This window comes from Bradyrhizobium sp. USDA 3397, assembly GCF_054060965.1.
In genome coordinates, this window is sequence record NZ_JBSSDS010000001.1 from 5,534,757 (window position 1) to 5,560,708 (window position 25,952).

26 protein-coding genes, 1 tRNA gene and 1 riboswitch are annotated in these 25,952 nt (G+C 65.9%); of the genes, 18 read left to right on the plus strand and 9 right to left on the minus strand.

Going from position 1 to position 25,952, the window contains the following annotated elements; translation table 11 throughout:
- Positions 1-248 precede the first annotated feature (248 nt).
- Positions 249-761, minus strand: coding sequence for a GcrA family cell cycle regulator (locus ACVWYQ_RS25515; RefSeq protein ID WP_036001664.1), 513 nt, complete (start codon positions 759-761; stop codon positions 249-251).
- Between the two features lie 460 nt (positions 762-1,221).
- On the opposite strand from ACVWYQ_RS25515, the gene ACVWYQ_RS25520 reads away from it, so the two are divergent.
- The 3 genes from ACVWYQ_RS25520 to ACVWYQ_RS25530 all read left to right on the plus strand — a co-directional run bounded on the left by ACVWYQ_RS25520 (position 1,222) and on the right by ACVWYQ_RS25530 (position 4,543).
- A complete protein-coding gene (locus tag ACVWYQ_RS25520; RefSeq protein WP_456726520.1) occupies positions 1,222-2,430 on the plus strand; it encodes an acetylornithine transaminase in 1,209 nt (402 codons plus the stop codon).
- Positions 2,430-3,365, plus strand: coding sequence for an ornithine carbamoyltransferase (argF, locus tag ACVWYQ_RS25525; RefSeq protein ID WP_456726521.1), 936 nt, complete (start codon positions 2,430-2,432; stop codon positions 3,363-3,365). The genes ACVWYQ_RS25520 and argF overlap by 1 nt, the downstream gene beginning before the upstream one ends.
- A gap of 170 nt (positions 3,366-3,535) precedes the next feature.
- Positions 3,536-4,543, plus strand: coding sequence for an Hsp33 family molecular chaperone (locus ACVWYQ_RS25530; protein ID WP_404545405.1), 1,008 nt, complete (start codon positions 3,536-3,538; stop codon positions 4,541-4,543).
- Positions 4,544-4,729: 186 nt separating this feature from the next.
- On the opposite strand, the gene apaG is transcribed toward ACVWYQ_RS25530, so the two are convergent.
- Positions 4,730-5,122 (minus strand): Co2+/Mg2+ efflux protein ApaG, encoded by a 393-nt coding sequence (gene apaG / locus ACVWYQ_RS25535; RefSeq protein WP_024337101.1) that lies wholly within the window; start codon positions 5,120-5,122, stop codon positions 4,730-4,732.
- A gap of 194 nt (positions 5,123-5,316) precedes the next feature.
- On the opposite strand from apaG, the gene ACVWYQ_RS25540 reads away from it, so the two are divergent.
- The 3 genes from ACVWYQ_RS25540 to ACVWYQ_RS25550 are packed head-to-tail and all read left to right on the plus strand — an operon-like array spanning position 5,317 to position 8,354.
- The gene (locus ACVWYQ_RS25540; protein WP_404545407.1) at positions 5,317-6,573 is read left to right on the plus strand and encodes an OpgC domain-containing protein; all 1,257 of its coding nucleotides are present in this window, start codon (positions 5,317-5,319) and stop codon (positions 6,571-6,573) included.
- Positions 6,573-7,352 carry an SGNH/GDSL hydrolase family protein gene (locus ACVWYQ_RS25545; protein ID WP_271546336.1) on the plus strand — a complete coding sequence of 260 codons (780 nt, stop codon included), beginning with the start codon at positions 6,573-6,575 and terminating at the stop codon, positions 7,350-7,352. The genes ACVWYQ_RS25540 and ACVWYQ_RS25545 overlap by 1 nt, the downstream gene beginning before the upstream one ends.
- 12 nt (positions 7,353-7,364) lie before the next feature.
- Positions 7,365-8,354 (plus strand): SGNH/GDSL hydrolase family protein, encoded by a 990-nt coding sequence (locus tag ACVWYQ_RS25550; RefSeq protein WP_271546334.1) that lies wholly within the window; start codon positions 7,365-7,367, stop codon positions 8,352-8,354.
- A 70-nt stretch (positions 8,355-8,424) separates the two neighbouring features.
- Here the strand turns inward: ACVWYQ_RS25550 and ACVWYQ_RS25555 are convergent, their stop codons facing one another.
- Positions 8,425-9,612, minus strand: coding sequence for an O-succinylhomoserine sulfhydrylase (locus tag ACVWYQ_RS25555; protein ID WP_225128479.1), 1,188 nt, complete (start codon positions 9,610-9,612; stop codon positions 8,425-8,427).
- A 75-nt stretch (positions 9,613-9,687) separates the two neighbouring features.
- A riboswitch (SAM riboswitch) is annotated at positions 9,688-9,767 on the minus strand.
- An 80-nt stretch (positions 9,768-9,847) separates the two neighbouring features.
- On the opposite strand from ACVWYQ_RS25555, the gene ACVWYQ_RS25560 reads away from it, so the two are divergent.
- The 3 genes from ACVWYQ_RS25560 to ACVWYQ_RS25570 all read left to right on the plus strand — a co-directional run bounded on the left by ACVWYQ_RS25560 (position 9,848) and on the right by ACVWYQ_RS25570 (position 13,859).
- Positions 9,848-10,984, plus strand: coding sequence for a 2'-deoxycytidine 5'-triphosphate deaminase (locus ACVWYQ_RS25560; RefSeq protein WP_404545410.1), 1,137 nt, complete (start codon positions 9,848-9,850; stop codon positions 10,982-10,984).
- 213 nt (positions 10,985-11,197) lie between these two features.
- Positions 11,198-12,250 (plus strand): hypothetical protein, encoded by a 1,053-nt coding sequence (locus ACVWYQ_RS25565; protein WP_404545412.1) that lies wholly within the window; start codon positions 11,198-11,200, stop codon positions 12,248-12,250.
- A 166-nt stretch (positions 12,251-12,416) separates the two neighbouring features.
- Positions 12,417-13,859 (plus strand): MATE family efflux transporter, encoded by a 1,443-nt coding sequence (locus tag ACVWYQ_RS25570; protein ID WP_404545414.1) that lies wholly within the window; start codon positions 12,417-12,419, stop codon positions 13,857-13,859.
- On the opposite strand, the gene ACVWYQ_RS25575 is transcribed toward ACVWYQ_RS25570, so the two are convergent.
- The 5 genes from ACVWYQ_RS25575 to ACVWYQ_RS25595 form a co-directional block, all read right to left on the minus strand.
- Positions 13,856-14,335 (minus strand): hypothetical protein, encoded by a 480-nt coding sequence (locus tag ACVWYQ_RS25575; protein WP_404545416.1) that lies wholly within the window; start codon positions 14,333-14,335, stop codon positions 13,856-13,858. The genes ACVWYQ_RS25570 and ACVWYQ_RS25575 overlap by 4 nt on opposite strands.
- 113 nt (positions 14,336-14,448) lie before the next feature.
- Positions 14,449-14,850: an SRPBCC family protein gene (locus ACVWYQ_RS25580; protein WP_275501357.1), complete on the minus strand. Its 402-nt coding sequence runs from the start codon at positions 14,848-14,850 to the stop codon at positions 14,449-14,451.
- A gap of 144 nt (positions 14,851-14,994) precedes the next feature.
- Positions 14,995-15,354, minus strand: a complete 360-nt coding sequence (locus ACVWYQ_RS25585) for a VOC family protein (protein WP_198399887.1) — start codon at positions 15,352-15,354, stop codon at positions 14,995-14,997.
- A 58-nt stretch (positions 15,355-15,412) separates the two neighbouring features.
- Positions 15,413-16,252, minus strand: coding sequence for a helix-turn-helix domain-containing protein (locus ACVWYQ_RS25590; RefSeq protein ID WP_404545418.1), 840 nt, complete (start codon positions 16,250-16,252; stop codon positions 15,413-15,415).
- 9 nt (positions 16,253-16,261) lie between these two features.
- Positions 16,262-16,840 (minus strand): methylated-DNA--[protein]-cysteine S-methyltransferase, encoded by a 579-nt coding sequence (locus ACVWYQ_RS25595; RefSeq protein WP_404654647.1) that lies wholly within the window; start codon positions 16,838-16,840, stop codon positions 16,262-16,264.
- A gap of 174 nt (positions 16,841-17,014) precedes the next feature.
- Here ACVWYQ_RS25595 and ACVWYQ_RS25600 point away from each other — a divergent pair.
- From ACVWYQ_RS25600 to ACVWYQ_RS25610, 3 genes are all read left to right on the plus strand, one after another.
- Positions 17,015-17,088: transfer RNA gene (locus ACVWYQ_RS25600), tRNA-Gly, on the plus strand.
- A gap of 190 nt (positions 17,089-17,278) precedes the next feature.
- A complete protein-coding gene (locus ACVWYQ_RS25605) occupies positions 17,279-17,860 on the plus strand; it encodes a helix-turn-helix domain-containing protein (protein WP_456726522.1) in 582 nt (193 codons plus the stop codon).
- A 25-nt stretch (positions 17,861-17,885) separates the two neighbouring features.
- The gene (locus ACVWYQ_RS25610) at positions 17,886-18,359 is read left to right on the plus strand and encodes a GNAT family N-acetyltransferase (protein WP_404654650.1); all 474 of its coding nucleotides are present in this window, start codon (positions 17,886-17,888) and stop codon (positions 18,357-18,359) included.
- Positions 18,360-18,460: 101 nt separating this feature from the next.
- On the opposite strand, the gene ACVWYQ_RS25615 is transcribed toward ACVWYQ_RS25610, so the two are convergent.
- Entirely contained in the window at positions 18,461-18,988 is a 528-nt protein-coding gene (locus ACVWYQ_RS25615) for a DUF1003 domain-containing protein (RefSeq protein ID WP_109142190.1), read from the minus strand.
- 111 nt (positions 18,989-19,099) lie between these two features.
- Between ACVWYQ_RS25615 and ACVWYQ_RS25620 the strand changes: the two genes are divergently transcribed.
- The 6 genes from ACVWYQ_RS25620 to ACVWYQ_RS25645 all read left to right on the plus strand — a co-directional run bounded on the left by ACVWYQ_RS25620 (position 19,100) and on the right by ACVWYQ_RS25645 (position 25,899).
- Entirely contained in the window at positions 19,100-20,173 is a 1,074-nt protein-coding gene (locus ACVWYQ_RS25620; protein WP_271546311.1) for a LacI family DNA-binding transcriptional regulator, read from the plus strand.
- Between the two features lie 83 nt (positions 20,174-20,256).
- The gene (gene xylB, locus ACVWYQ_RS25625) at positions 20,257-21,708 is read left to right on the plus strand and encodes a xylulokinase (protein WP_404545425.1); all 1,452 of its coding nucleotides are present in this window, start codon (positions 20,257-20,259) and stop codon (positions 21,706-21,708) included.
- Complete coding sequence (gene xylA / locus ACVWYQ_RS25630; RefSeq protein WP_271546307.1) at positions 21,709-23,031, plus strand: xylose isomerase; 1,323 nt, start codon at positions 21,709-21,711, stop codon at positions 23,029-23,031.
- Between the two features lie 13 nt (positions 23,032-23,044).
- Positions 23,045-23,803 carry an ATP-binding cassette domain-containing protein gene (locus ACVWYQ_RS25635; protein ID WP_109145592.1) on the plus strand — a complete coding sequence of 253 codons (759 nt, stop codon included), beginning with the start codon at positions 23,045-23,047 and terminating at the stop codon, positions 23,801-23,803.
- On the plus strand, positions 23,803-24,873 hold the full coding sequence (locus tag ACVWYQ_RS25640; protein WP_157285690.1) for an ABC transporter permease: 1,071 nt from the start codon (positions 23,803-23,805) through the stop codon (positions 24,871-24,873). Before ACVWYQ_RS25635 ends, ACVWYQ_RS25640 begins: the two co-directional genes overlap by 1 nt.
- A 93-nt stretch (positions 24,874-24,966) precedes the next feature.
- Positions 24,967-25,899: a sugar-binding protein gene (locus tag ACVWYQ_RS25645; protein ID WP_057028437.1), complete on the plus strand. Its 933-nt coding sequence runs from the start codon at positions 24,967-24,969 to the stop codon at positions 25,897-25,899.
- Positions 25,900-25,952: the final 53 nt, after the last annotated feature.

A 25,952-nucleotide genomic window follows, 5' to 3' on the forward strand; every position in this document is an offset into this window, starting at 1 on the left:
GACCGTCATCCCGGGGCGCGCGCAGCGCGAGCCCGGGATCTCAGCGCGAGCGCTCGCGCTCGCCGCGATCAACGATAGTACGTGGTCTGGCGAAGACTCGCAGTAACCATCTCGCGCAATCACCGCGCCCTGTGGTTATGGATCCCCGCTCCCCGTGCGCAATCGCGCACTAGGCGGGGATGACACCGAATAATTGGAGCCGTCATCGTGTGACGGCTGCTGTCCTGGCAATCAATGAAATCGCGAGCTCACCGCGTGCCCGGCTTCGGTGCTGCGCGACGGCGGTCCGCTGCGGGCTGATAGGCCACGCGCGAATGCTGGGCGCAGTAGGGCAGGCCTGAGAGCGCCTTGCCGCCGCAGAAGAAGAAATCCGGGCTCGATGGATCGCCGACCGGCCAGTGGCAGGTCGCCTCGTTCAATTCCAGCAGCGACAGCCGCTGGCTCATCGGCACCACGTTGTCGTAGGTAACCGGCTCGGCTTCCAACTCGACCTCGAAGGCCTGCGCCAGCGCGGTGTTGCCGCGCGCGACGGGGCGGGTCACCCGCATCATGTGCTGCGCGGGCCGTGCCTTGCGCGGCCGCGGCGCTGCCGATGAAGGGCTCTTGGCGCGGCCGGACAGGCCGAGCCGGTGCACCTTGCCGATCACGGCATTGCGGGTCACATTGCCGAGCTCCGCCGCGATCTGGCTGGCCGAAAGTCCGGCCTCCCAGAGCTTCTTCAGCTGCTCGACGCGATCATCGGACCAGGTCAAAACCGTCATTGCACCCTTTCCCTCGCTGCGCGCCTGCCATCCTGGGGCCTTCGCAGCGAATGCTTTAGCCTTGAAAAACCCGTGCCGTCAGAATCCCTTAAGGCTCGCCGGGCGCGCTCAAGACGCCCGAACGTTTACGCCGGTACATGAGGACTTCTGGGATCAGAACTGCTGCACGAGATGTCGTATCTGACAGTCCAAACGCTACAATATGGCGTGACTCCCGCGCAAGAGTCCGCCGACTCGCTTCCACATGTTCCGTGGTGAAAAACCCGCAAAATCGGCACCGCAAGACTACGGAATCAGCGTTTCGCGAGGCTTTCCGGGCGGCATTGACACCCGTCTTGCCAGGCATAAGATAGTGCCACGTGCCGCCCTTAAAAGGCGGCACGTTTCGTTTTCCGGGGCCGGTCGATGGTGCGTCGCGCAATGCATGCCCTCACACCGTCCGCAACATTCAAGTGACGTCATGACTAACAGCGCAGCGCCGCATTTGCTCCCCGTTTTCGCCAGGGCCGACCTCGGTTTCGAGCGCGGCGAAGGCTGCTGGCTGATCGCGACCAACGGCGATCGCTATCTCGATTTCACCTCGGGCGTCGCGGTGAATGCGCTCGGCCATGTCCATCCCGCGCTGGTCAAGGCGTTGCAGGAGCAGGCGACCAAGCTCTGGCACATGTCGAACCTGTTCCAGAGCCCTGACGGCGAGAAGCTCGCAAGCCGCCTCTGCAATGAGAGCTTTGCGGACTTCGTGTTCTTCTGCAATTCCGGCGCCGAGGCGCTGGAAGGCGTGATCAAGCTGGTGCGTCACCATCACTTCTCCAAGGGGCATCCGGAGCGTTACCGCATGATCACCTTCGAGGGTGCCTTCCATGGCCGCACGCTGGCGACGCTCGCCGCCACCGGCTCTGCGAAATATCTCGAGGGCTTCGGCCCGCCGATGGATGGCTTCGACCAGGTGCCGCATGGTGATCTGGAGGCTGTGAAGAAAGCGATCGGTCCGCACACCGCCGGCATTCTCATCGAGCCGATCCAGGGCGAGGGTGGCGTTCGTTCTGCACCTCACGCCTTCCTGAGGGCGCTGCGCGAGCTCTGCAACGAGCGCGGCCTGTTGCTCGCCTTCGACGAGGTGCAGACCGGCATGGGCCGCACGGGCGAGCTCTTTGCCTACAAGCGCACCGGCGTCACACCGGACGTGATGTCGCTCGCCAAGGCGCTCGGCGGCGGCTTTCCGATCGGCGCGGTGCTGGCGACCGCGGATGCGGCCGCCGGCATGGGGCCCGGCTCGCACGGCTCGACCTTCGGCGGCAATCCGATCGCGATCTCGGCTGCCAACGCCGTGCTCGACGTCATGCTCAAGCCCGGCTTCTTCGACCACGTGCAGAAGATGTCGCTGCTGCTCAAGCAGAAGCTCGCCTCCGTGATCGATCGTCACCCTGATGTCGTCAGCGAGGTTCGCGGCGAGGGCCTGCTGATCGGCATCAAGGCCGTGGTGCCTTCGGGCGATCTCGTCGCGGCGCTGCGCGCCGAAAAGCTGCTCACCGTCGGGGCCGGCGACAATGTCGTGCGCTTCCTGCCGCCCCTGATCGTCACCGAAGCGGAGATCGAGGACAGCGTCGGGCGGTTAGAGCGGGCCTGCGCTGCGATCTCCTCCAGCCAGACCAAGCGGGCGGCAAGCTGATGAGCACGACGCCCAACAAAGCTCCCAAGCACTTCCTGGACATCAACGAGCTGCCGCTGTCGGAGCTCAAGAGCATGCTCGCCGCCTCTTCCGCCATGAAGGCGAAGCAGAAGGCGCAACAGCCGGTCAGGCCGCTCGAGGGCAAGACGCTGGCGATGATCTTCGAGCGTCCCTCGACCCGCACCCGCGTCTCGTTCGACGTCGGCATGCGCCAGCTCGGCGGCGAGGCGATCATGCTCACCGGCGCCGAGATGCAGCTCGGCCGCGGCGAGACCATCGCCGACACCGCGCGGGTGCTGTCGCGCTATGTCGACGCCATCATGATCCGCATCCTCAACCACGATGCGCTGCTGGAGCTCGCGGCCAACGCCACCGTGCCCGTCATCAACGGCCTGACGCGGCGTTCGCATCCCTGCCAGGTGATGGCCGACCTCATGACCTATGAGGAACATCGCGGCCCGATCGAGGGCAAGACGGTGGCCTGGACCGGCGACGACAACAACGTGCTGGCGTCCTGGGCCCATGCCGCCGAGCGCTTCAAATTCCAGCTCAATGTCGCAACGCCGCCGGAGCTCGCACCGAAAAAGGCCATGCGCGACTGGATCAAGGCGACGAGCGCGCCGATCGTGCTCGGCACCGATCCCGAGGCCGCCGTGCGCGGCGCCGATTGCGTCGTCACCGACACCTGGGTGTCGATGGGCGACAAGGAGGGCGAGCACCGCCACAACGTCCTCAAGCCCTACCAGGTCAATGCCAAGCTGATGTCGCTGGCAAAGGCGGACGCATTGTTCATGCATTGCCTCCCGGCCCATCGCGGCGAGGAGGTCACCGATGAGGTGATCGACGGGCCGCAATCGGTCGTGTTCGACGAGGCCGAAAACCGCCTGCACGCGCAGAAGGGCATCTTGGCCTGGTGCTTCGACGCGGTGAAGTAACCTTCTTGTAGCCCGGATGAAGCGCAGCGAAATCCGGGGTTCTCAACGCGTGGAAAGACCCCCCGGATTGCGCTGCGCTCCATCCGGGCTACGCAGCTCGTCGTTCCGCGGACGACGGAATGCGGGCGTGCCTCTTTCAATTTGCATCGAACGACCCCAGATAAAGCGCCATGGTTTCCCAATCTCCTGACATGAAAACCGGGCCTGAAGGCCCGGTTCGCGCGCCATCATCGGTTCCGATCGATGACGCCGTGCTGCCTTACGAGGTCGACGCGCTCGACGTGCGCGGGCGCCTGGTGCGGCTTGGTCCTGCGCTCGACGACATCCTCACCAAGCACGACTATCCCGCAGCCGTGGGCAAGCTGCTCGGCGAGGCCATCGTGCTGACGACGCTGCTTGGATCGGCGCTGAAATTCGAGGGCCGCTTCATTCTTCAGGCCCAGACCGACGGTCCGGTGTCGTTCCTGGTCGTCGACTACAAGGCCCCGGACCGCCTGCGCGCCTATGCGCGCTTCGACGCCTCGCGCCTGGGCACGACCAAGGATTCCGGCACGCTGCTCGGCCGCGGCCATCTCGCCATGACCATCGACCAGGGCCCCGACATGAGCCGTTACCAGGGCCTGGTTGCGCTCGACGGCGGCAGCCTGGAAGACGCCGCCCACGAATATTTCATGCGCTCCGAGCAGATCCCGACGCGCGTGCGCCTCGCGGTCGGCGAGGAGTGGCGCTCGAGCGACGGCGGCAAGCATCGCTGGCGCGCCGGCGGCATGCTGATGCAATTTCTGCCCAAGGCGCCGGAGCGCGCGCGGCAGGCGGACTTGCATCCCGGCGATGCGCCCGACGGCACCGAGGTGCACAGCGTCACTGAGGACGATGCCTGGGTCGAGGCCCGCTCGCTGATCGAGACCGTCGAGGACGTCGAGCTGATCGATCCCGAACTCTCCGGCGAGCGGCTGCTCTACCGCCTCTTCCACGAGCGCGGCGTGCGCGTGTTCAATCCGCAGGTGCTCGAGGCGCGGTGCTCCTGCTCGCGCGATGCGGTCGCCGCGATGCTCAAGAGCTTCTCGCACGACGATCGCGCCGCCATGGTCAAGGACGACAAGGTCGTGGTCACCTGCGAGTTCTGCTCGTCGGTGTACCAGTTCACGCCGCACGAAGCGGGCGTCGAGGACGCGTAAGCCTACCCGCGTCGCTGCACTCAATGACGAGTGGAGCAGTGCCACACGCGCGGTGTCATCGCCCGACTTGATCGGGCGATCCAGTACTCCGAGACGATGCTGATCGAAACGAGAGGCCGTGGCGTACTGGATGCCCCGGTCAAGCCGGGGCATGACAGTTGTGAGTGTTACGGCGAACTCGCCTCCCTAATTCAACACCCGCTTGTTGTCGGGGCTGTCCAGCGAAAATGTCGGCACGTCGATCTCGAAACGCTCGCCGGTTTCGCTGACCATCTGGTAGCGGCCGGTCATGAAGCCCGAGGCGGTCGAGAGCGGCACGCCGGAGGTGTATTCGAAGCGCTCGCCGGGGGCCAGGATCGGCTGTTCGCCGACCACGCCTTCGCCCTTCACCTCCTGCTGGCGGCCGGAGGCATCGGTGATGATCCAGTGCCGCGTCTTGAGCTGCACGGTCTCCTCGCCCGAATTGGTGATGACGATGGTGTAGGACCAGAAGTAGCGCGAGCGGTCGGCCGACGATTGCTCCGGAACAAAGTTCGGCTCGACGGTCACTTCGATCTGGCGGGTCACGGCGCGGTACATGGCTGTCATCATACCGAAATCCGCCCCGGGAACCAAACCCCCGCGGCGCCTTGGCGACATCGTCCCGCCAGAATTGGCGGGAAAGCACACCACCGAGGGAGACACCCTGATGTGATCCGGACGCTTTGCGAGACGACAGCCGGACCATTACACTGCTTCAATGTCGCGATTTGCGGAAGGGTTTCCAGGCCCCGATGACCATTGCCGACCAAGTGACGGGATCGACCATCGCAGGAACCGCGGGCGCCAAGCCCGCAGGGACCAAGGCGCGCGCCGCAGCGCCGGCCATCACGCTGCCCGCCATCGGCGAGCGCGAGCTCCGACTCGATCTGTTCCGCGGGCTCGCGCTATGGCTGATCTTCATCGACCATCTGCCGCCCAGTCTGCTGACCTGGTTCACGATCCGCAATTACGGCCTCAGCGACGCCACCGAAATTTTCATCTTCATCTCCGGCTACACCGCCGCCTTCGTCTATGGCCGGGCCATGCTGGAGAGCGGCGTTCTCATCGCCACCGCGCGCATCCTGCGCCGGGTCTGGCAGATCTACGTCGCCCACGTCTTCCTGTTCACGATCTTCCTCGCCGAGATCTCCTATGTCGCGACCAGGTTCGAGAACCCGCTCTACACCGAAGAGATGGGCATCATGGACTTCCTCAAGCAGCCCGACGTCGTCATCGTGCAGGCGCTGCTGCTGCGCTTCCGTCCCGTCAACATGGACGTGCTGCCGCTCTACATCGTGCTGATGCTGGCGCTGCCTCTGATCCTGTGGTCGATGAAATGGCGGCCGGACGTCACGCTCGGGCTGTCGGTCCTGCTCTACGCGGTGACCTGGGAGTACGACCTTTACCTGTCGGCCTATCCGAACGGCTTCTGGGCCTTCAATCCTTTCGCCTGGCAATTGTTGTTCGTGTTCGGTGCCTGGTGCGCGCTCGGAGGTGCGCGTCGCATGTCGGGCATCCTGGCCTCGCCCGTGACGATGTGGATCTCGATCGCCTATCTCATCGCGGCGTTCTACGTGACCTTGACCTGGTACGTGCCCCAGCTCTCCCAGTTCATGCCGAAGCAGATCGAACAATGGATGTATCCGATCGACAAGACCGACCTCGACGTGCTGCGCTTCGCGCACTTCCTGGCGCTGGCGGCGCTGACCGTACGCTTCCTGCCCCGCGATTGGCCGGGCTTGAAATCGCGCTGGCTACGACCATTGATTCTATGTGGTCAGCATTCGCTCGAGATCTTCTGCCTCGGCGTCTTCCTGGCCTTTGCCGGCCATTTCGTCCTCGCCGAAATCTCCGGCGGGCCGGTGATGCATGCGTTGATTAGCCTCTCCGGAATCCTGATCATGTGGGGAGTTGCGTGGATCATTTCGTGGTACAAGCGTGTGGCTGACAAGAGCGGTGCGAAAACCAAGAACGCCGTCGGCAACGCCGATCTGGCGGGAGGGGGCTGATGAAGGCGAAGGTTCTCCTGAGCCTGGTCCTGCTGTGCGGTAACCTCGCCGCGCCCACGGCGCGCGCGGGCGATGCCGCGTCTGCCGCATCCCCTGTGCCTGCGGCCTGCGAATTGCCGTCCTATCTGCTGACCAGTGAAAGCCAGCTGCCCAAGGTCGCCGAGGCGATCAAGGCCGGCAAACCGCTCGACATCCTGGTGATCGGCAGCCGCTCGACCACGATTCCGTCGTCGGAGAGCAGCTCCTATCCGGCGCGCATGGAGGCGATCCTCAAGGAGAAGCTGCCGCCCTCCGAGCCGGTGCACGTCTCCGTAGAAATACAGAGCAAGAAAACGGCAGAGGAGACCGCGTCCACCTTCGTTAAGCTGATGGAAGCAAAAACGCCTACTTTGGTCATCTGGCAGACCGGGACCGTGGATGCTATCCGATCCATCGATCCCGACGAATTTCGTAGCGCGGTGACCGACGGGGTTGTTGCGCTGCAAAAGGCAGGGGCGGACGTCGTCTTGATGAATTTGCAATATAGCCCGCGCACCGAGACCATGATCTCGGCGCAGCCTTTTCTCGATAATATGCGCGTCGTGGCACAGGAGCACGACATCCCGCTGTTCGATCGTTTCGCGATCATGCGGCAGTGGAATGAACAGGGCCAGTTCGACCTGTTCAACCCGTCCCGCGGGCCTGAGCTGGCGAAACAGGTCCATGATTGCCTCGGCCGGGCGTTGGCACAGTTCGTGATTGACGCTGCTCATCTGGAGCCGGCCCAGCAGCAAAATTGAGGTCTAGCGTTAATGAGTTCTCTCCGCCCTTTTTGCCTGACGTCATGGTTGGCCGTGCCTGCAACAGCAGTGCTGTTGTTGCTGACGCCCGCCTCGCATGCGCAGACGCCGGCTGCACAGCCGGCGACCCCCGCACCCGCCCAGTCGCCTGATCCCGCGCCCGCAGCGCCGTCCCAGACCACCGTCGCCGCGAGGTCGCCCGAGCAGCGCGGCGTCACCTCGCGCGCCATCGACAAGGTGAAGGAGGTCGCGAAGTCCGCCGCCGACATCTTCAGCCGGGTGCCCTGCCTGCCGCCGAAGGGCGGCTCCAAGGCGATGGGCTCGCTGCCGCATGTCGCGAGCAAGCTGGCCGCCGGCCAGCCCGTCGTCATCGTCGCGTTCGGCTCGTCGTCGACTCAAGGGTTCGGCGCGAGCTCGCCGGAGTTCAATTACCCCAATCGTCTCGCCGCGCAGCTGCGCCGGCACTATCCGACCGCCGACATCAGCGTCATCAATGCGGGCGTCGGCGGCGAGGACGCCCCCGAGATGATGAAGCGTCTGCAGACGCAGGTGATCGACAGGCATCCGGATCTCGTGATCTGGCAGGTCGGCACCAACGCCGTGCTGCGCAATCTCGATCCCGGCGAGACCGTCAAGCTGGTGGAGGACGGCATCAACCGCATTCAGGCCGCCGGCGGCACCGACATCGTGCTGGTCGATCCGCAATATTCGCCGGCCGTCAACCAGCGCAAGGAGAGCGCCGGCAAGATGATCAAGCTGCTCGGCAACGTCGCCGAGCTCCGCAAGGTCGGTATCTTCCCCCGCTTCGAGGTGATGCGCGACTGGCACGAGAACCAGTCGATCCCGGTCGAGAGCTTCGTCATCGCCGACGGCCTGCACATGAACGATTGGGGCTATGCCTGCTTCGCCCAGCTGCTCGGGGACGACATCATCCGCTCCGTCGGCCAGATCAAGCTCGGTGTGAGCGTGCCCGCCGATGTGAGAACGTACCGGCCGATGTAGAGGCGAGTAGGGAATGGCGAGTAGCGAATAGGGCTGGGTCCATTTGCCACTCACTATTCGCCATTCGCCCTCACGCCTTCTCCAGCGCCGCGGTGAGATCCTCGATCAGGTCATCCGCGTGCTCCAGCCCCGCCGAGAAGCGGATGAAGCCCTCGCTGATGCCGAGCGCGGCGCGGTCTTCCGGCTTGAGGCGCTGATGCGTCGTGGTCGCCGGATGCGTGACGAGGCTCTTGGCGTCGCCGAGATTGTTGGAGATCTTGGCGAGCTTCAATTCGTTGAGCACACGGAACGCCGCCGCCTTGCCGCCCTTCACCTCGAAGCCGACCAGCGTCGAGCCGCCGCGCATCTGCTTCTTCACCAGCGCCGCCTGCGGATGATCGGCGCGGCCGGGATAGACCAGTCGCGAGATCTTGGGATGGCTCGCCAGCACCTCGGCGACGCGCGCGGCCGTGTCGGTCTGCGCGCGCACGCGCACGCCCAGCGTCTCCAGTCCCTTGAGCAGGACCCAGGCATTGAACGGCGAGATCGACGGGCCGGTCTGGCGCATGAAATTGTGGATGTGCTCGGCGATGAAGGCTTCGGAGGACAGGATGATGCCGCCGAGACAGCGGCCCTGGCCGTCGATGTGCTTGGTTGCGGAGTAGACGACGACGTCGGCGCCGAGCGCGAGCGGGCTCTGCCAGATCGGGGTTGCAAACACGTTGTCGACGACGAGCCGCGCGCCGCCCTTGTGCGCGATCTCGGCAATCGAGGGAATGTCGAGCACGTCCAGCGTCGGGTTGGTGGGGCTCTCCAGGAAGAACGTCTTGGTGTTGGGCCTCAGCGCCCGTTGCCACTGGTCGAGATCGAGCCCGTCGACCAGCGTGGCCTCAATGCCGTAGCGCGGCAACAGGTCCTGGATGACGTAGAGGCAGGAGCCGAACAGCGCACGGGAGGCGACCACGTGATCGCCGGCCTTGAGCGGCGCCAGGATCGCGGTCGTCACCGCCGCCATGCCGGTTGCCGCCGAGCGCGCGGCCTCGGCGCCCTCGAGCTCGATCATGCGGCGCTCGAACATTGCAATCGTCGGGTTGGAATAGCGCGAATAGATGAAGCCGGGATCCTCGCCCTTGAAGCGCGCCTCGCACTCCTCCGCGCTGGCGTAGACATAGCCTTGCGTCAGGAACAGCGCCTCCGAGGTCTCCCCATATTGCGAGCGCAGGGTGCCGGAATGGACCAGGCGGGTTTCGGGGCGGTAGGCAGCAGACGACTTCGACATAGGACCCTCTCCGACATGACCGTCGAGGCAAAACGGTCACAAAAAAACCGGCCTGGATATCTCCACGGGCCGGGATCACAGAGGTCCCCGGCCTGTTTAGCGACTTATTTAACGTGGCTGCAAGCCGGCCGGCTCAAATCACCACGGGATAAGTGATGCTCATATTCCGCAATGCCCTTTCCGTCAAGGCGTCCATCGGATAGCCGTAAAAGACTTGTATTTCCGGCATGGCCGGATGCATTCGACCCCTGATGAGGACCCCCGGTTGACGTTCACGGTCGCCGCCGACGCCAATGGTATCCTGCCCGACCGCACGATCGCGGCGATGGCGGAAGAAGGTCTCATCCTGCCCGCCTACGACTTCGTCGAGAGCCAGATCCAGCCGGCGAGCCTCGATCTGCGCCTTGGCGACATCGCCTATCGGGTCCGCGCCAGCTTCCTCCCCGGGCCCGGTGCCACCGTGGCCGAGCGCATCGACGAGCTGAAGCTGCACGAGTTTAGCCTCGCCGACGGCGCGGTGCTCGAGACCAACTGCGTCTACATCGTGCCGCTGCTCGAGAGCCTCGCGCTGCCGCCCGAGATCGTCGCTGCCGCCAATCCGAAGAGCTCGACCGGCCGGCTCGACGTCTTCACCCGCGTGATCGCCGACGGCACCCGTCGCTTCGACATGATCGGCGCCGGCTATCACGGCCCGCTCTATGCCGAGATCAGCCCGAAGACGTTTCCGGTGCTGGTGCGCGAGGGCTCGCGTCTCAGCCAGGTGCGCTTCCGCACCGGCGATGCCATCCTCAATGCCGACGAGCTCGATGCGCTGCACGCCAGCGAACGTCTCGTCGACATCGACGATGCGGATCTTTCCGGCGGCGTTGCCGTCTCGGTCGATCTCTCCGGCGAGAAGGCGAGCGGCTTCGTCGGCTATCGCGCCAAGCGCCACACCGGCGTCGTCGATGTCGACCGCCGCGCGGGCTACGCGGTGGAGGATTTCTGGGAGCCGATTTCGGCGCGCCCCGATGGCAGCCTGATCCTCGACCCCGGCGAGTTCTACATCCTCGCCTCCAAGGAAGCGGTGCAGGTGCCGCCCGACTACGCCGCGGAAATGGTGCCGTTCGACCCCCTGGTCGGCGAGTTCCGCGTGCACTATGCCGGCTTCTTCGATCCCGGCTTCGGCTATGCCGGCGCAGGCGGGCTGGGATCGCGCGCCGTGCTGGAGGTACGCTCGCGCGAGGTGCCGTTCATCCTCGAGCACGGCCAGATCGTCGGCCGCCTCGTCTACGAAAAGATGCTGGCCCGCCCCGACGCCATGTACGGCCAGCGCATCGGTTCCAACTACCAGGCGCAAGGCCTGAAGCTCAGCAAGCATTTCAGGGTGTAGTGCTAACCTCACCCACCGCTGTCATTCCCCGCGGAGGCGGGGAATCCAGTACGCCGCGGCCTCTCGATTCAAGCATGACCATCTCGGAGTACTCGATCGCCCGTCCCAGTGCGCAATGGCGCACAAGGCGGGCGATGACACCGAGATCGCGTCTGGTTGCGTCACCCGATCCGCGATGACACACTCCCGCAAAACAACAAGCCGGGAGCGAACATGACCACCGCACCAGACCTCGCGCAGGAAGCGCAATGGAAGCGCTGGCGTGCGATCGCCGATCTCTATCACGCCTGTTTCACCGGGCTGATCCTCACAATCGTCACGCGCCGCGGCACGGCGGATGCGGCAGAATTCGTCTTCCGCGTGTTCCGTCGCCAGCAGCAGGAACGCTTCCTGCCGGGGCTCAAAAAGCTCGGGATCGACCATCTGCCGCCGGCGGTCGCGGCTGCGCAATACCACTATCTCTCCAACTGGATCGGCGGCGTGCACGTCGAATACATGTATGAGAGCGACACCAAAGCCTGGATCCGCTATCCGCCGCCGCGCTGGATCTGGAAGGGCACCGCGATCTGCGGCATCCCCGGCGAGGTCTCCCGCGCCATGCTGCGCGGCTGGCACGCCAACAATGGCGCGGCTCTCGGCGATCTCAGGCTCGGCTTCGTCTGCACCAAGCAGAGCGTCGACGGTCAGGACGGGCTCGAAGGCTATTATCATCTCTACGACCATCCGCTCGAGCTTGACCAGCGCCTCGTGTTCGCGCGCCACCTCGAAGCACCTTTGTTCGATGCGAAGACGGCGCCCGCATTGCCGGTCGCGAGCTGGCCAAAACCGCGGCTGGAAAAGGCCTATCGCAATTACGCGATGGAATATGTCCGCACCGCCGCGCCCGTGATGGTGCAGCTGTTCGGCCCGGAGGATGCCGGCTATCTGCTGCACCTCACCGGCAAGCTGATCGGCATGCAATATTTCGACGAGGTCGCCGCGGCGCTGGCGACGACCCGCGGCGGCGCGCGAGAATTCGCATTGTTCCTGAACGCGATGCTCGCTGCGCAGGATGATGCGGCCGAGATGACGCAATCGGAAGGCACGTTCGAGATCCGGCAGCAGAGCTGGAAGCTGATGGACGACATCGCCGACTACCACCGCGCCTGCGCGAAGGTGCTGGAGGGATTGTTCGAGGGTCTCGCCGCAGGCTGCGGCCGGCATATCGGCGTGCAGATGCGCACCGCGGTAGGCGGCCGTCCGCCGCTGGTGTGGACGATCGAGTAATTCCACCGCTTGAAATGCGCTGCCGCAGGGCACGCCTGCATCAGGCGCAGGCGGAAGCACCGCGCGCCGTGCTAACACGCTTCAGCTGCGCCATTCGCGCGAACGAATCCATTGGCACACCAAGTGATTGCTGCGCTGCAAATGGCGCTTGCGCCCGGGAGAGGACATGTCCGACATCGCCGAAATCCCGGTCGATGAGCAAGAGCGCCCGCTGCCGCCGCCTCCGCCGCCGATCAGAAGCGCGCTGACCGACGGGCCGATCCTGCGCACGCTGCTCTCGCTCGCTTGGCCGAACGTGATCGGCCTGTCGGCCGGCATCTGCGTCGTCATCGCCGAGACCTCCTATGTCGGCCGGCTCGGCGTCGAGGCGCTGGCGGCGATGGCGCTGGTGTTTCCGACGATCATTCTGACGATGACGATGTCCGGCGGCGCCATGGGCGGCGCGGTGGCCTCGGCCATCGCGCGTGCGCTCGGCGCCGGGGACCGCGAGCGCGCCGGCATCCTGGCCGTGCACGCGATGCTGATCGGCATCAGCTTCGGCCTCGTCTTCATGCTGGGCATGCTGATCTTCGGGCCGAGGCTGCTCGAAATGCTCGGTGGCCGCGGCGATGTGCTTGCGCATGCGATCGCCTACACGCAGGTGTTCTTCGGCGGCGCCGTGCTGCCCTGGCTGCTTAACACCATGGCGGGCATCTTGCGCGGCACCGGCAACATGAAGCTGCCGTCGTTCCTGATCCTCAACTCCGCGGCCTGGCAGATCGTGCTCGGCGGCACGCTCGGCCTCGGGCTCGCGCCAGTGCCGCAGTTCGGCATGCGCGGCGTCGCCGCCGGCGCGCTGATCGCCTACACCATGAACATCGGCATCATGAGCTGGTACCTGTTCTCCGGCCGCGCGCGGATCACACTGAAGCTGCGCGGCCTGCGCATCCAATGGGCGATGTTCTTCGACATCCTCAAGGTCGGCGCCATCGCCTGCTTCTCGCCGCTGCAATCGGTGCTGACGATCTCGATCTTCACCCACATGCTGGCGCAGTTCGGCACTGCGATCCTCGCCGGCTACGGCGTCGGCGCGCGGCTCGAATTCCTGCTGACCTCGATCGCATTCTCGTTCGGCATCGCCTGCGTGCCGATGGTCGGCATGGCGATCGGCGCCGGCCGCATCGCGCGGGCCCGGCGCATCGCCTGGACCGCCAGCGTTGCCGCTTTCGTGGCGGTCGGTGCGCCGGCGTGCCTCGTTGCGATCTTCCCCGATCTCTGGGTCAACATGTTCACCGACAGCGTGGCGGTGCGCGCGGCGAGCCATCAATATCTCTCGACGGTCGGGCCGTTCTACGCCTTCTTCGGTCTTGCGACGACGATGTATTTTTCCTCGCAAGGCGCGGCCAAGGTGATCGGCCCGGTGCTGGCGCAGACCGCGCGGCTGATCTACATCGCCGGAATCGGCTGGTGGCTGTCGAGGCACGGCGCCAGCGCGAAGAGCTTCTTCTGGCTCGCCGCGAGCTCGATGGTCGTGCTCGGCCTCTTGTCGTGCTCCAGCGTCGTGCTGACACGCTGGGGACCGCGCGAGACGAAGCCTGCGATCAAGCCGGCGCTTTCGGCTGCCGACTAGCGACGCTTGTGTCGGCGATGGCCGCCGCCGGTATTGGCGAGCCGCATCAATTGCGGGATCATCGCCATCATGTCGCTGCCGCCGCTGCCGCCGAGCATGCCCATGATGTCGCCGCCGCCCATGCTGCCGATCCCGACCGGCATGATGCCGCCGCCCATCGGCGCGTAGCCGCCGTAGATCGGTGCACTGAATCCGCCGCCGAAATTGCCGCCGCCGCCCATCAAGCCGCCGAGCCCGCCGCCGCCGTTCTCCATCATGCGGCTCATCATCGGGCCCATGGTCCGCATCAGCATGGCGAAGCGGCGCTTGCCCATCTTCGCCTTCATCATCTCCAGCATCGGCGCCATCTGGGTCATCATGTCCTCGCCGCCGGCACCGCCGCCGCCGAGGAATTGCGCTTTTGCCGGCACGCTCGAGATTGAAAACAGCAGCAGCATTGCAGCTGCCTGGCAGATCACCTTGTCCGCACCTCTCATGGCATGCTCCTCGCGTGCGTGGCGCCGCCGGGAGAGCAGAGCCAACCGGACGCACGCGGGCATGGTTAGGGCCGGCGAGGACGGAGCTCTGTGAGAAAACTCACAGTGAACGATCAGGCTGCCGCGGGCGGAAACGCCTTGTGCATGGCGGCCACCGCCTCCTTGGTTTGCCCCTGGACGTAAGGCGCGAGCTCGTTCGGCAGCATGTCGATGATCCAGACGAGGCGGCAGCTCGTCTCGCCCTCGACAATGACCTGCACCGAGGCGCTGTAATGCCTCAGCCGCTCGTTGCTGATGGCATAGACGAGGCGCCGCCGCGCATCGTCGCAGTCGACCAGCACTTCGCGCGCGACCGAGCCGTTGGCGAAGGTGACAATGCGCGCATCGCCATCGAGCGTGCACGCCGTGACGAAGCCCGGCACCAGCCGCTGATGTAGCGCGCCGAAATCACGCACTGCGCCCCAGACGTCGCGCGCGGGGGCGGGGAGGGAGATGTCGTTGTGGATGGAGGCCATGAAGGTATCCTTGATTGCGATAAGTGGTGCCACAGATGCCGTCATTGCGAGCGCAGCGAAGCAATCCAGAACTGTATCCGCGGAAGCAGTCTGGATTGCTTCGTCGCAAGAGCTCCTCGCAATGACGGAGCGAGTGGCTAGCGCTCACACACAAACCGCCTCGACATTGTTGCCATCAGGGTCGATCAGGAACGCCGCGTAATAGGTCGGGCTGTAATCCTTCCGCGGGCCGGCGCCGCCATTGTCGCGACCGCCGCACTTGAGGCCTTCGCTGTGAAACGCCTTGACCGCGTCATGATCCCCGGCGCGGAAGGCGATGTGGACGCCGTCGGCCTTGCGGCCCTTGTTCAGGTGCAGCCACAGCGCCGGCTCGCCCTTCGGCCCGAAGCCGGCATAGCCGTCGCCGCTCGAGCACAGGACAAAGCCGAGCGGCGCCAGCACCGCGCTGTAGAAGCGCGTGGCGGCGTCGAGGTCGGCAACGCGCAATCCGATGTGGTCGTACATGTTCGTCTCCATTGCGAAGAAGCGTGCCGCGAAGGACACGCGCCGGAGACGACCCTAGTCAGTTGAGGGCAAGCTGCTCTTGGAGAATCTTGCGCTCCCCCTTCGACGCCTGCCGGAACTTGGTCGGCGACACGCCGGCGGCGCGATGGAAGGTGCGGACGAAATTGGAGAGATCGCCGAAGCCGACGTCATAGGCGATGTCGGTGACGGGGATGTCGTCGTCAGCGAGCAGCCGTGCCGCGTGGCGCAGCCGCGAGCGCACGAGATATTGATGCGGGGTGACGCCGAGCACGGCCGAGAACAGCCGCAGGAAATGAAACGGGCTCAATCCCGCCTGCTTGGCAGCCTGCTCGAGGTCGAGCTCGGCATGCGAATTGTCGTCGATCCACAGCGCCGCCTCCACCGCGCGGCGGCGGTCGCGTGCGGTGGGGGTGGCCGGCTTGCGCGCTTTGCCCGAGACGGCGTCGACAAAACGGCCGGCCAGGATTTGGCCGATCTCGTCGAGACCGAGATCGCTGTTGCCATCTGCTGCCGTCTGGGCCAGCTCGCCCAGCACCATCAGCTCGGGCAGCGGCGGCGTCGCGCCGATCTGCCAGACCTCGCGCCGCCCGCCGAGGGCGTCGACCAAATCCTCGCTGAAGAAGAAGCCGAGGCAGACGTCGCCGGACACGTGCTCATGCGTGCAGGTGTATTCCTCGCCGGGGGCGCCGATCAGCATCGAGCCCGCCACCAGCTCGAAGAAGCCGGCGCGGCAATGGCAGCCGAAGCTGCCGGAGCGGACATAGGCGATGGAATGGCCGGTGCGGCATTCCGCAAACGGCGTGTCGTCCGGGCCCGCATCGCAGCGAAACTCGGATGCCGTGATCGAGGGCGTCGTCAGCAACGTGGTGGCGTGCATCCCGCGTATTTAGGTAGGCGCCCGCGGCGGAGCAACCGGCAGCAGCACCTCGAACAGCGTCTTGCTGGCGATGGGGTGGGCGCCTTCGAGCGCCAGCAGCCGCCGCTTGGAGATCACGCCGCCATAGGGCGAGAGCCGGTCGGTGTAATTGCCAGCCTCCAGCACCCGGTGGCAGGGCACGATCAGCATGAAGGGATTTTTCGCAATCGCCTGCGCCACGGAATAGGACGCGCCGGAGGCGCCCAGCGCCCGGGCGACCTCGTGATAGGTGCGTGTCTCCCCGCGCGGAATGCTGCAGGCGTACTCGTAGACGCGCCGGTCGAAGCCGGGCACCCCGCCGGCGTCCAGGCTGACCTCGGAAAAATCAGGATCGTGACCTTGCAGCAGGCCCGTGATGCCCTCGATCGCCAGCTCGGCGTTCTCGGACGGGCGCTGCTCCCGCGCCTCGGGATGGACCTGGAAAATCCGGCGGCGGGTGTCGATCTCCCGCGCCTCCGGCAATTGCACGGCGACCACGCCGGTGCCGCTCCAGATGATGCCGCAACGGCCGATGGCCGTATCGAATATCGCGTAAGCCCGCCCCACCATGCACACGCCCCACTCAGTGCACGTTTCTCCCCGGAGAAGCGATCATAACACCGCCACAATCCGGCGCACCTGGAATCTTATCAGGACGTTAACAACTGCCCCGCCAGTCGCGCCAAACCGCTTGGCGGCAGGCGCCGTCTCGGCTAATCAGGAGGGGCGCGGGCTTGCGCATCCGCGGGCGTAGTTCAATGGTAGAACGGCAGCTTCCCAAGCTGCATACGAGGGTTCGATTCCCTTCGCCCGCTCCAAGTTGTCCCCGATCGACGTTTCATTGGTGCCGGCGTGACAAACTCGCTCTCGCGAGCGGCGCAAAGATTCCAATATATTAGCTCTTCGCTCTCGGCATGCACCGCTTCCCCGGCTTAAGCTCCAGGGCGTCCGGCGGGTGAGGTCCTCGTGCCGGGCAATGTTGGGATGAAGGCCAGGACCTGCAAAGAGATGGACCAGCAAAAACTCGATCGCGCCATTGGCCGGCGCCTGAAGACGCTGCGGACGCAGGCCGGGATAACGTTGAACGAACTCGCGGCGCGCTCCGGCGTCAGCCGGGCCATGATCGGGCGGGTGGAGCGGGCGCAGAGCAGTGCGACGGCGGCGCTGCTGAACAAGCTCTGCGCGGCGCTCGACGTCACGCTCAGCGATGTCGTCGCGCTCGCCGAGAAGCCGCCGGAGCGCCTGGTGCGGCTGGCGGACCAGCCGCTTTGGCGCGACCCCGACAGCGGCTATCGCCGGCGGCACGCCTCGCCGCCGGATGCGGCCAGCGGCATCGAGATCATCGTGGTCGACCTTCCCGCCGGCGCGCGCGTCTCCTACAGCCCCTGGGGCCGCAACGCCTTCACCCAGCAGCTCCTGATGCTGGAGGGCGCCATCGCCGTGCATATCGACGCCAAGGCGGTGCGGCTGCGCGAGGGCGATTGTCTGGATTTCGACGTGATGCGTGCCGTGATCTTCGAGAACGAAACCAGGCAGGACGCGCGCTACGTCATCATCGTCAGGCGCGGCGCGTCCTACGGCAAGATGTGAAGGCCAGAGCGTGGAGATGAACACGATGCAGATCCGTACCGGCGACACCTATGATCCGCGCGTCGTCGCGCTGCTCGATCATCACGTTGCGGCCGCACGGGCGCAGACGGCGCCGGGCAGCGACCATGCGCTCGATCTCGCGGGCCTGCGTGCACCTGACGTCGCGTTCTGGACTGGCTGGGACGGCGAGACGCTGGTCGCCACCGGCGCGTTGAAGACGCTTTCGACTGGCCACGGCGAGGTCAAGTCGATGCACACGCTGCAGACCGCGCGGCGGCGCGGCTATGGCGGCCAGATGCTGCGTCACATCATCACGGAGGCCCGTGGGCGCGGCATGACGCGGCTCAGCCTCGAGACCGGCTCGTGGGACTATTTCAAGCCGGCGCACGCACTCTATCTGGCGCACGGCTTCGTCGCCTGCCGCCCGTTCGAGGGTTATGTCGAGGATCCCAACAGCCTGTTCCTGACGCTGGAGCTGTCGGCGCCAGGCCGCCGATAGCTACAGCATGATTCGGAAAAGTGTGAAGCGGTTTTCCGAAAAGATCATGCTCAAACAACAACCTAAAGCGCGATGACGCTTCACCCTGATCGCATCGCGCTCTAGGAGCGCGTCTCCTCGATCTTGTCGAGCACGCGCTCGGGGGCGATGTCCCGGGCCGCTTCCTGCAGGTCGCGCTCCGCGTCCGGCTTGACGTCGAGCCGCTCGGCGACCTGAGTGAGCAGGCGGGCCACCTTGGTCAGCTCGTGCTCGGCGAGCAGGCTGATCTGGAGATCGAGATCGGCGCGCTTGTCGGCCGCCGCGGTCATGCGGTTCTGCGAGATCAGCACGAAGGTGGAGAGGAAGATCGCCTCCACCGAGGCGATCATCGCCAGCATGACGAAGCTCTCGTCCCAGGCCGGAATTCCCGGAATCCAATGCAGGTTGGCGATGATCCAGAACCCGAACAAGGCGAGGTGCAGGTAGACGAAGATCATGCTGCCGGTGAAGGCCGTGATCGCGTCCGCGACCTTGTCCTGGCCGCGTGCCGCCTGCTGCTCGCGGCGCCGCCGCGCCACCAGTGCCTGGATGTTGCGCTCGAGCGTCGGGCTCAGCCCCTCGCCGGAATCATGTGTGATGTCGTTATGCACGCCCCGGCAACGGTCCGCTCGCGGAGCCGTTCCTGGAAGAGGAAGCAAAAAGACGCTTCCCCTCACCAAAATGAGTTGCGTACCTCAAAACACCTCTGCTAGCCTTCAGCCATGGCCGAGACCCTCGCCCCGACTGTGCTGACGCTGAAGGACATCGCCCGCGAGGCGGGTGTCAGCCTCGCCACGGTCGATCGCGTGCTGCACAACCGGCCGGGGGTCCGCCCGGATACGGTCCGGCGCGTCAAGGACGCCATCGCGCGCAATTCGTTCCAGCCGCATGTGGCGGCCGCCGAGCTCGCGCGCGGCCGGGCCCGCCGCTTCGCCTTCGTGATGCCGTCGGGGCCGAACCCGTTCATGCAGCAGATCGAGGCCTATCTTGGCGAGATGGCGGCTTGGCTGTCGGCCCGCCGCCTCAATGTTGAGATGATCGCAACCGACGTGTTCGAGCCCGCCGCGCTCGCGGCCTCGCTCGAGGCGCTGTCCGGCGACTATGACGGCGTCGCCGTGGTGGCGCTGGACCATCCGAGCGTCCGCGCCGCCATCAATGACCTCGTCGATGCCGGCGCCAAGGTCGTGACGCTGGTCTCGGATGTGCCGTCGTCGCGCCGCCACCATTATGTCGGCATCGACAACATCGCCGCGGGCCGCACCGCCGGCGCGCTGGTCGGACGCCTGGTCGGCCAGAGGTCCGGCAAGGTCGCGATCATCGCGGGCTCGCAGGGCCTGCGCGACCATGCCGAGCGCATCTTCGGCTTCAACCAGGTGATGGCGAGCGAATTCCCCGATCTCAGCGTGCTGCCGGTGCTGGAAGGGCGCGACGAGGACGATCGTTCGGAGCAGCTGCTGGCGCGGCTGCTCGGCAAGCATCCCGACATCGTCGGTCTCTACAACGTCGGCGCCGGCACGCAGGGCGTCGCCAAAGCGCTGAACGGCAAGGCGTTGAACGACAAGGCCTCGGGCGCGGCCGGGCGTGACAAGCAGGTGGTGTTCGTCGGGCACGACGTTACCGCGTTGACGCGCCGCTTGCTACTGCAGGGCGTGATGGATGCCGCGATCTCGCAGAACCCCGGACATGAAGCGCGCGCGGCCGTCCGCGTGCTGCTCGCGCTCGCCCGGGGCGAACCGATCTTGAGCGAACAGGAGAAGATCCGGATCGACATCGTGATGCGGGACAATCTGCCCTAGCGGCAGGTGGATTTGGCAACAGAAGGCCAACGGGGAAAAGCGACGCAAGATCGCTCTCCGTCTCAGGCGAAAGGGAGGACGAATTGTATCTCGGGATCGACATCGGCACGTCCGGTGTGAAAGCGGTGCTCGTGAGCGAAGCCGGCGCGGTGACCGCGACGGCAGCGCGCGAGCTTGCGCTGTCGCATCCGGCGCCGCTGTGGTCCGAGCAGGATCCCGACGCCTGGGTCGATGCGGCCGTCGGCGCCGTCGACGATCTCGCCGCGCGCCATCCGCGCGAGGTCGCGCAGGTGCGCGGCATCGGCCTGTCGGGGCAGATGCATGGCGCGACGCTGCTTGGCGAGGACGGCCGGCCGCTGCGTCCGGCCATCCTCTGGAACGACGGCCGCTCGCAGGCCGAATGCGCCGCGCTGGAGCGGCGCTGTCCCTCGCTGCACGCGATCGCCGGCAATCTCGCTATGCCGGGCTTCACCGCGCCGAAGCTGCTCTGGGTGGCACGGCACGAGCCGAAGATCTTCGACCGCGTGGCGAAGGTGCTGCTGCCGAAGGCCTATGTCCGCTATCGCCTGACCGGCGAGATGGTCGAGGACATGTCGGATGCAGCAGGCACGCTGTGGCTCGACGTCGGCCTGCGGCGCTGGTCCGCACTGCTGCTGCATGCCACCGGGCTCGATCTGCACCACATGCCGCGCCTCGTCGAGGGCAGCGCGGCGAGCGCGGTGCTCGCGCCTGAATACGCGCAGCGCTGGGGCATGGCGAAAAATGTCGTGGTCGCGGGCGGCGCCGGCGACAATGCGGCCAGCGCGATCGGGCTCGGCGCCATCGCGCCCGGCGATGCCTTCCTGTCGCTGGGAACGTCGGGCGTCCTGTTCCGCGTCACTGATCGCTTCGCCCCCGCCCCGGCCTCGGCGGTGCATGCCTTCTGCCACGCGCTGCCCGGCCTCTGGCACCAGATGGGCGTGATGCTGTCGGCCGCAGCCTCGCTCGCCTGGCTTGCCGGCGTGATGGAGACGCCGGCCGCGGCGCTCCTGGCACCGCTCGGCGAGCGCGTCGATGCACCAAGCCCGGTCCAGTTCCTGCCTTATCTCGACGGCGAGCGCACCCCGCACAACGATGCCGCCGCCAGCGGCGCCTTGGTCGGTCTGCGCGGCGCGACCGGGCGTTCAGAGATCGTGCAGGCGGTGCTCGAAGGCGTCGCCTTTGCCGCGCGCGACAATCTGGCGGCGCTGAGCACAGCCAGCGGGCCAATCGGCGAGGTCGATCTCGTCGGCGGCGGCTCGCGCTCGCCGCTATGGGCGCAGATCTGCGCCGACGTGCTCGGCATGCCCGTCCACCGCGTCGAGGAAGGCGAGGTCGGCGCCGCGCTCGGCGCTGCGCGGCTCGGCCGGCTCGCCGCGACCGGCGAGAACCCCGCGAACGTCTGCACGCGCCCGCGGCGGCTCGCAAGCTTCACACCCCGCCCGTCCGTCGCCGCGGCATATGACGAGGCCTATCGGCGATGGCGCGCGCTTTATCCCGCATTGAAGGAGTCTTAAGTGAACGCGCCAGCCAAATTCTTCGATGCAAGTGCACCCGTCGCCTTCGGCGGCAAGGATGCCGAAGGCGCGCCCGCCTTCCGCTGGTACGACAAGGACCGCCTGGTGCATGGCCGCCGGCTCGAGGATCACTTGCGCTTTGCGGTCTGCTATTGGCATTCGTTCTGCTGGCCGGGCGGCGATCCCTTCGGTGGCGAGACCTTCCTGCGGCCTTGGCACCACGGCACCGACGCGATGGCGATGGCCCGCGCCAAGGCCGATGCCGCCTTCGAGCTGTTCCGCCTGCTGGACGTCCCCTTCTTCACCTTCCACGACGTCGATGCGGCGCCGGAGGGCGCTTCGCTCGCCGAGTCCGTCGCCAACCTCAACGCCATCGCCGATCTGTTCGAGCAGAAGATGGCATCGAGCAAGGTTCGCCTGCTCTGGGGCACTGCGAACCTGTTCACGCACCGCCGCTACATGGCGGGCGCCGCGACCAATCCGGATCCCGACATCTTCACCTATGCCGCCGGCCAGGTTCGTGCTGCACTGGAGGTGACGCACCGGCTCGGTGGGCAGAACTACGTGCTGTGGGGCGGACGCGAGGGCTACGAGACGCTGCTCAACACCGATCTCAAGCGCGAGCTCGACCAGCTCGGCCGCTTCGTCTCGCTCGTCGTCGAGCACAAGCACAAAATAGGCTTCAAGGGCCCGCTGCTAATCGAGCCGAAGCCGAAGGAGCCGACCAAGCATCAATATGATTTCGACGTCGCCACCTGCTACGGTTTCCTCGAACGCTACGACCTGCTCAAGGACGTCAAGCTCAACATCGAGCAGAACCACGCCATTCTCGCCGGCCATTCCTTCCATCACGAGGTCGCGCTGGCCGAGGCGCTCGGCGTGTTCGGCTCGCTCGACATCAACCGCGGCGACGATCTGCTCGGCTGGGATACCGACCAGTTCGCGATGAACGTGCCGGAGCTGGCGCTGGTGTTCCACGAGATCCTGAACCGCGGCGGCTTCACCACCGGCGGGCTGAATTTCGATGCCAAGATCCGCCGCCAGTCGATCGACCCCGATGATCTCATCCATGCCCATGTCGGCTCGATGGATGCCTGTGCGCGGGCCTTCCTCGCCGCCGCCGACATGCTCGACGCCGGCACGCTGAGTGCGCCGCTCGCAAAACGCTACGAGGGATGGGCGAGCCCGGAGGGCCGCGCCATTCTCGGCGGCCAGCGTTCGCTTGCCGATCTCGCCGACCGCGCGATGTCTCCCGGCTTCGATCCGCAGCCGCGCTCGGGCCGGCAGGAATATCTGGAATCCCTGGTCAACCGCTATGTCTGAGGAAACGCCGCTGATGACGAAGACTGACGCGACACCGGTGCTCGAGCTCACCGGCATCGGCAAGGAGTTCGGCGCGATCCGCGCGCTGCACGACGTCGACATGCAGGTCTGGCCCGGGGAGGTGGTCGGCCTGATGGGCGACAACGGCGCCGGCAAGTCGACGCTGGTGAAGATCATCGCCGGCAATTTCCGCCCCACGCATGGCGAGATGCGCTTTGCCGGCAGCGCGGTGCATTTCAACCGGCCGGTCGATGCCCGCGCCGTCGGCATCGAGGTCGTCTACCAGGACCTCGCGCTCGCCGACAATCTGACGGCGGCCGCCAACGTCTTTCTCGGCCGCGAGTTGAAGCGCAGGTTCGGACCGATTGCCTTGCTCGACCACAAGGCGATGGCATCGCGCGCGCTGGAGCTATTCGGCGAGCTGCGTTCGGAGACGCGACCCGACGATCTCGTCAGGCAGATGTCGGGCGGCCAGCGCCAGGCGGTCGCCATCGCGCGCACCCGGCTCTCCAATGCGCGGCTGGTGATGATGGACGAGCCGACCGCCGCGATCTCGGTGCGCCAGGTCGAGCAGGTGCTCGGCCTGATCCACCGGCTGAAGGAGCAGGGCGTCGCCGTGATGCTGATCTCGCACCGCATGCCCGACGTGTTCGCCGTATGCGACCGCGTCGTTGTCATGCGGCGCGGCGAGAAGCGCGCCGACAAGTCGATTCACCAGACCTCCCCCGAGGAGGTCACCGCCCTCATCACCGGTGCGAAGGAGGCGGCGTGATGGCCATGCCCTTGGAATCCCCGATCAGCTTCACCAATGTCGGCAAGATCAGGTGGTGGCAGCGCGGCATCTTCGCCTCGCAGACCGGCTACGTTCTGCTCGCGCTGGCGGTGCTGCTGGTGATCATGCATTTCGCCAGCCCCTACTTCTTTACCCAGGGCAACATGCAGAACGTGGCGAAGAACTTTTCCTTCATCGCCATCGCGACGCTCGGCGTCACCTTCGTGATCATCACCGGCGGCATCGACCTGTCGGTGGGATCGATGATGTGCTTTTCCGCCATGATCACATCGATGGTGATGACAGAGCTGTCGGCGCCCGGATCGCCGCTGGTGCACATGGCGGCCGACGGCAAGACCGTGCTCGCCAATGTTCCGGGGCTGATCCTGCTCATCTCGATCCTCGCCGGCCTCGGCGCCGCGCTGATTGCGGGCCTCGTCAACGGCTTCTGCATTGCCGTGCTCGGCCTGTCGCCCTTCGTCACCACGCTCGGCATGCTCTCGATCGTGCGCGGGCTCGGCTATGTCGTCTCCAACGGACGCGGCAGCTTCCCGGGCGGGCCGGACGCCGATTATTTCTACGCGCTCACGTCCGGTGACGTGCTCGGCGTGCCGGCGCCGTTCATCTATCTCGTGATCCTGGCGCTGACCATGGCCGTGGTGCTGCACCACACCTCGTTCGGCCGCCACGTCTTCGCGCTCGGCGGCAACGAGAAGGCGGCCGAGCTCACCGGCATTCCGGTGGTGCGGGTGAAGATCGAGGTCTACGTGATCTGCGCGCTCGCCGCGGGCCTGCAGGGCATCATCATCTCCGGCTGGCTCGGATCGGCGCCGGCCAACATGGCGATGTCCTACGAGCTCAACGTGATCGCGGCGGCCGTGATCGGCGGTGCCAATCTCGCCGGCGGCATCGGCGGCCCGCTCGGGGCCATCGTCGGCTGCGTGCTGCTGGAGGTGATCCGCAACGGCCTCGTGCTGGCCCAGGTCAGCTCGTACTGGCAGCAGACGTTGGTCGGCGTGATCATCATTCTGGCTGTGCTGGTCGACCGCGTCCGCTCGCGGATGACCTGACATGACGACATCTCGGGAAGGCAAGGAAAACGCCGCCTATCCGCTTCCCGGGGGCTTTCGAGGGGATAGGCACCAACAAGAGTGGAGGAGACAATGAGGAAACTGCTTCTTGCCGGCATCGCGGTTGCGATGATGGCCACGCCAGCATTTGCTGCGAACTACCGCTTCGTCATCGTGCCGAAGGCGATGAACAATCCGTTCTTCGATTTTTCGCGCGACGGCTGTCTGAAGCGCGCCAAGGAGCTCGGCAACATCGAGTGCATCTACAAGGGACCGGTCGAGCATGAGCCGGCGAACCAGGCCCAGATCATCCAGGACTTCATCACGCAGAAGGTCGACGGTCTCGCCATCTCGGTCGCGGACGTCGCGGCCATGACCAAGTCGATCGAGGCGGCGACCGCCGCCGGCATTCCCGTCATCACCTTCGATGCGGACGCGCCGGGCTCCAAGCGCATCGCCTATATCGGCACCAACAACAAGGAGTTCGGCCTGGCCCTCGGCAAGGAATTGCTGAAATTGCGGCCTGACGGCGGCAAATACGCCATGGTCTCCGGCGGTCCCGGCGCCAAGAACCTGGCCGAGCGTGTCGACGGCGTGCGCGAGGCGCTGAAGGGCTCGAAATGGACCGAGGTCGCGGGTTCGCCGAGCTTCTGCAACGACGATCCCGCGCTCGCGGTCCAGCAGATGACGGACATGCGCACCGCAACGCCGGATCTCGCCGCCATCGTTCCGATCGGCGGCTGGCCGATGTTCGCGCCCGAAGGCTTCAAGGCCTTCGCCAGCAGGAACAAGAAGGACATCGATTCCGGCAAGTTCACGCTGGTCGTCGCCGATACGCTGAAGATGCAGCTCGAGCTGCTGCGTGACGGCTATGCCAATGCGCTGGTCGGCCAGCGTCCGTTCGAGATGGGCGAGAAGGCGATGGACACGCTGCTCGCCATCAAGAAGGGCGAGAAGGTGCCGGAGATCGTCTACACCGGCCTCGATCTCGTCACCAAGGACAACGTCGCGAAGATGTTGAAGTAGGAGCGCTGCCCAGCCCCGCGCTTCTGCATGCCTCTCCCGCTTGCGGTTTCCGC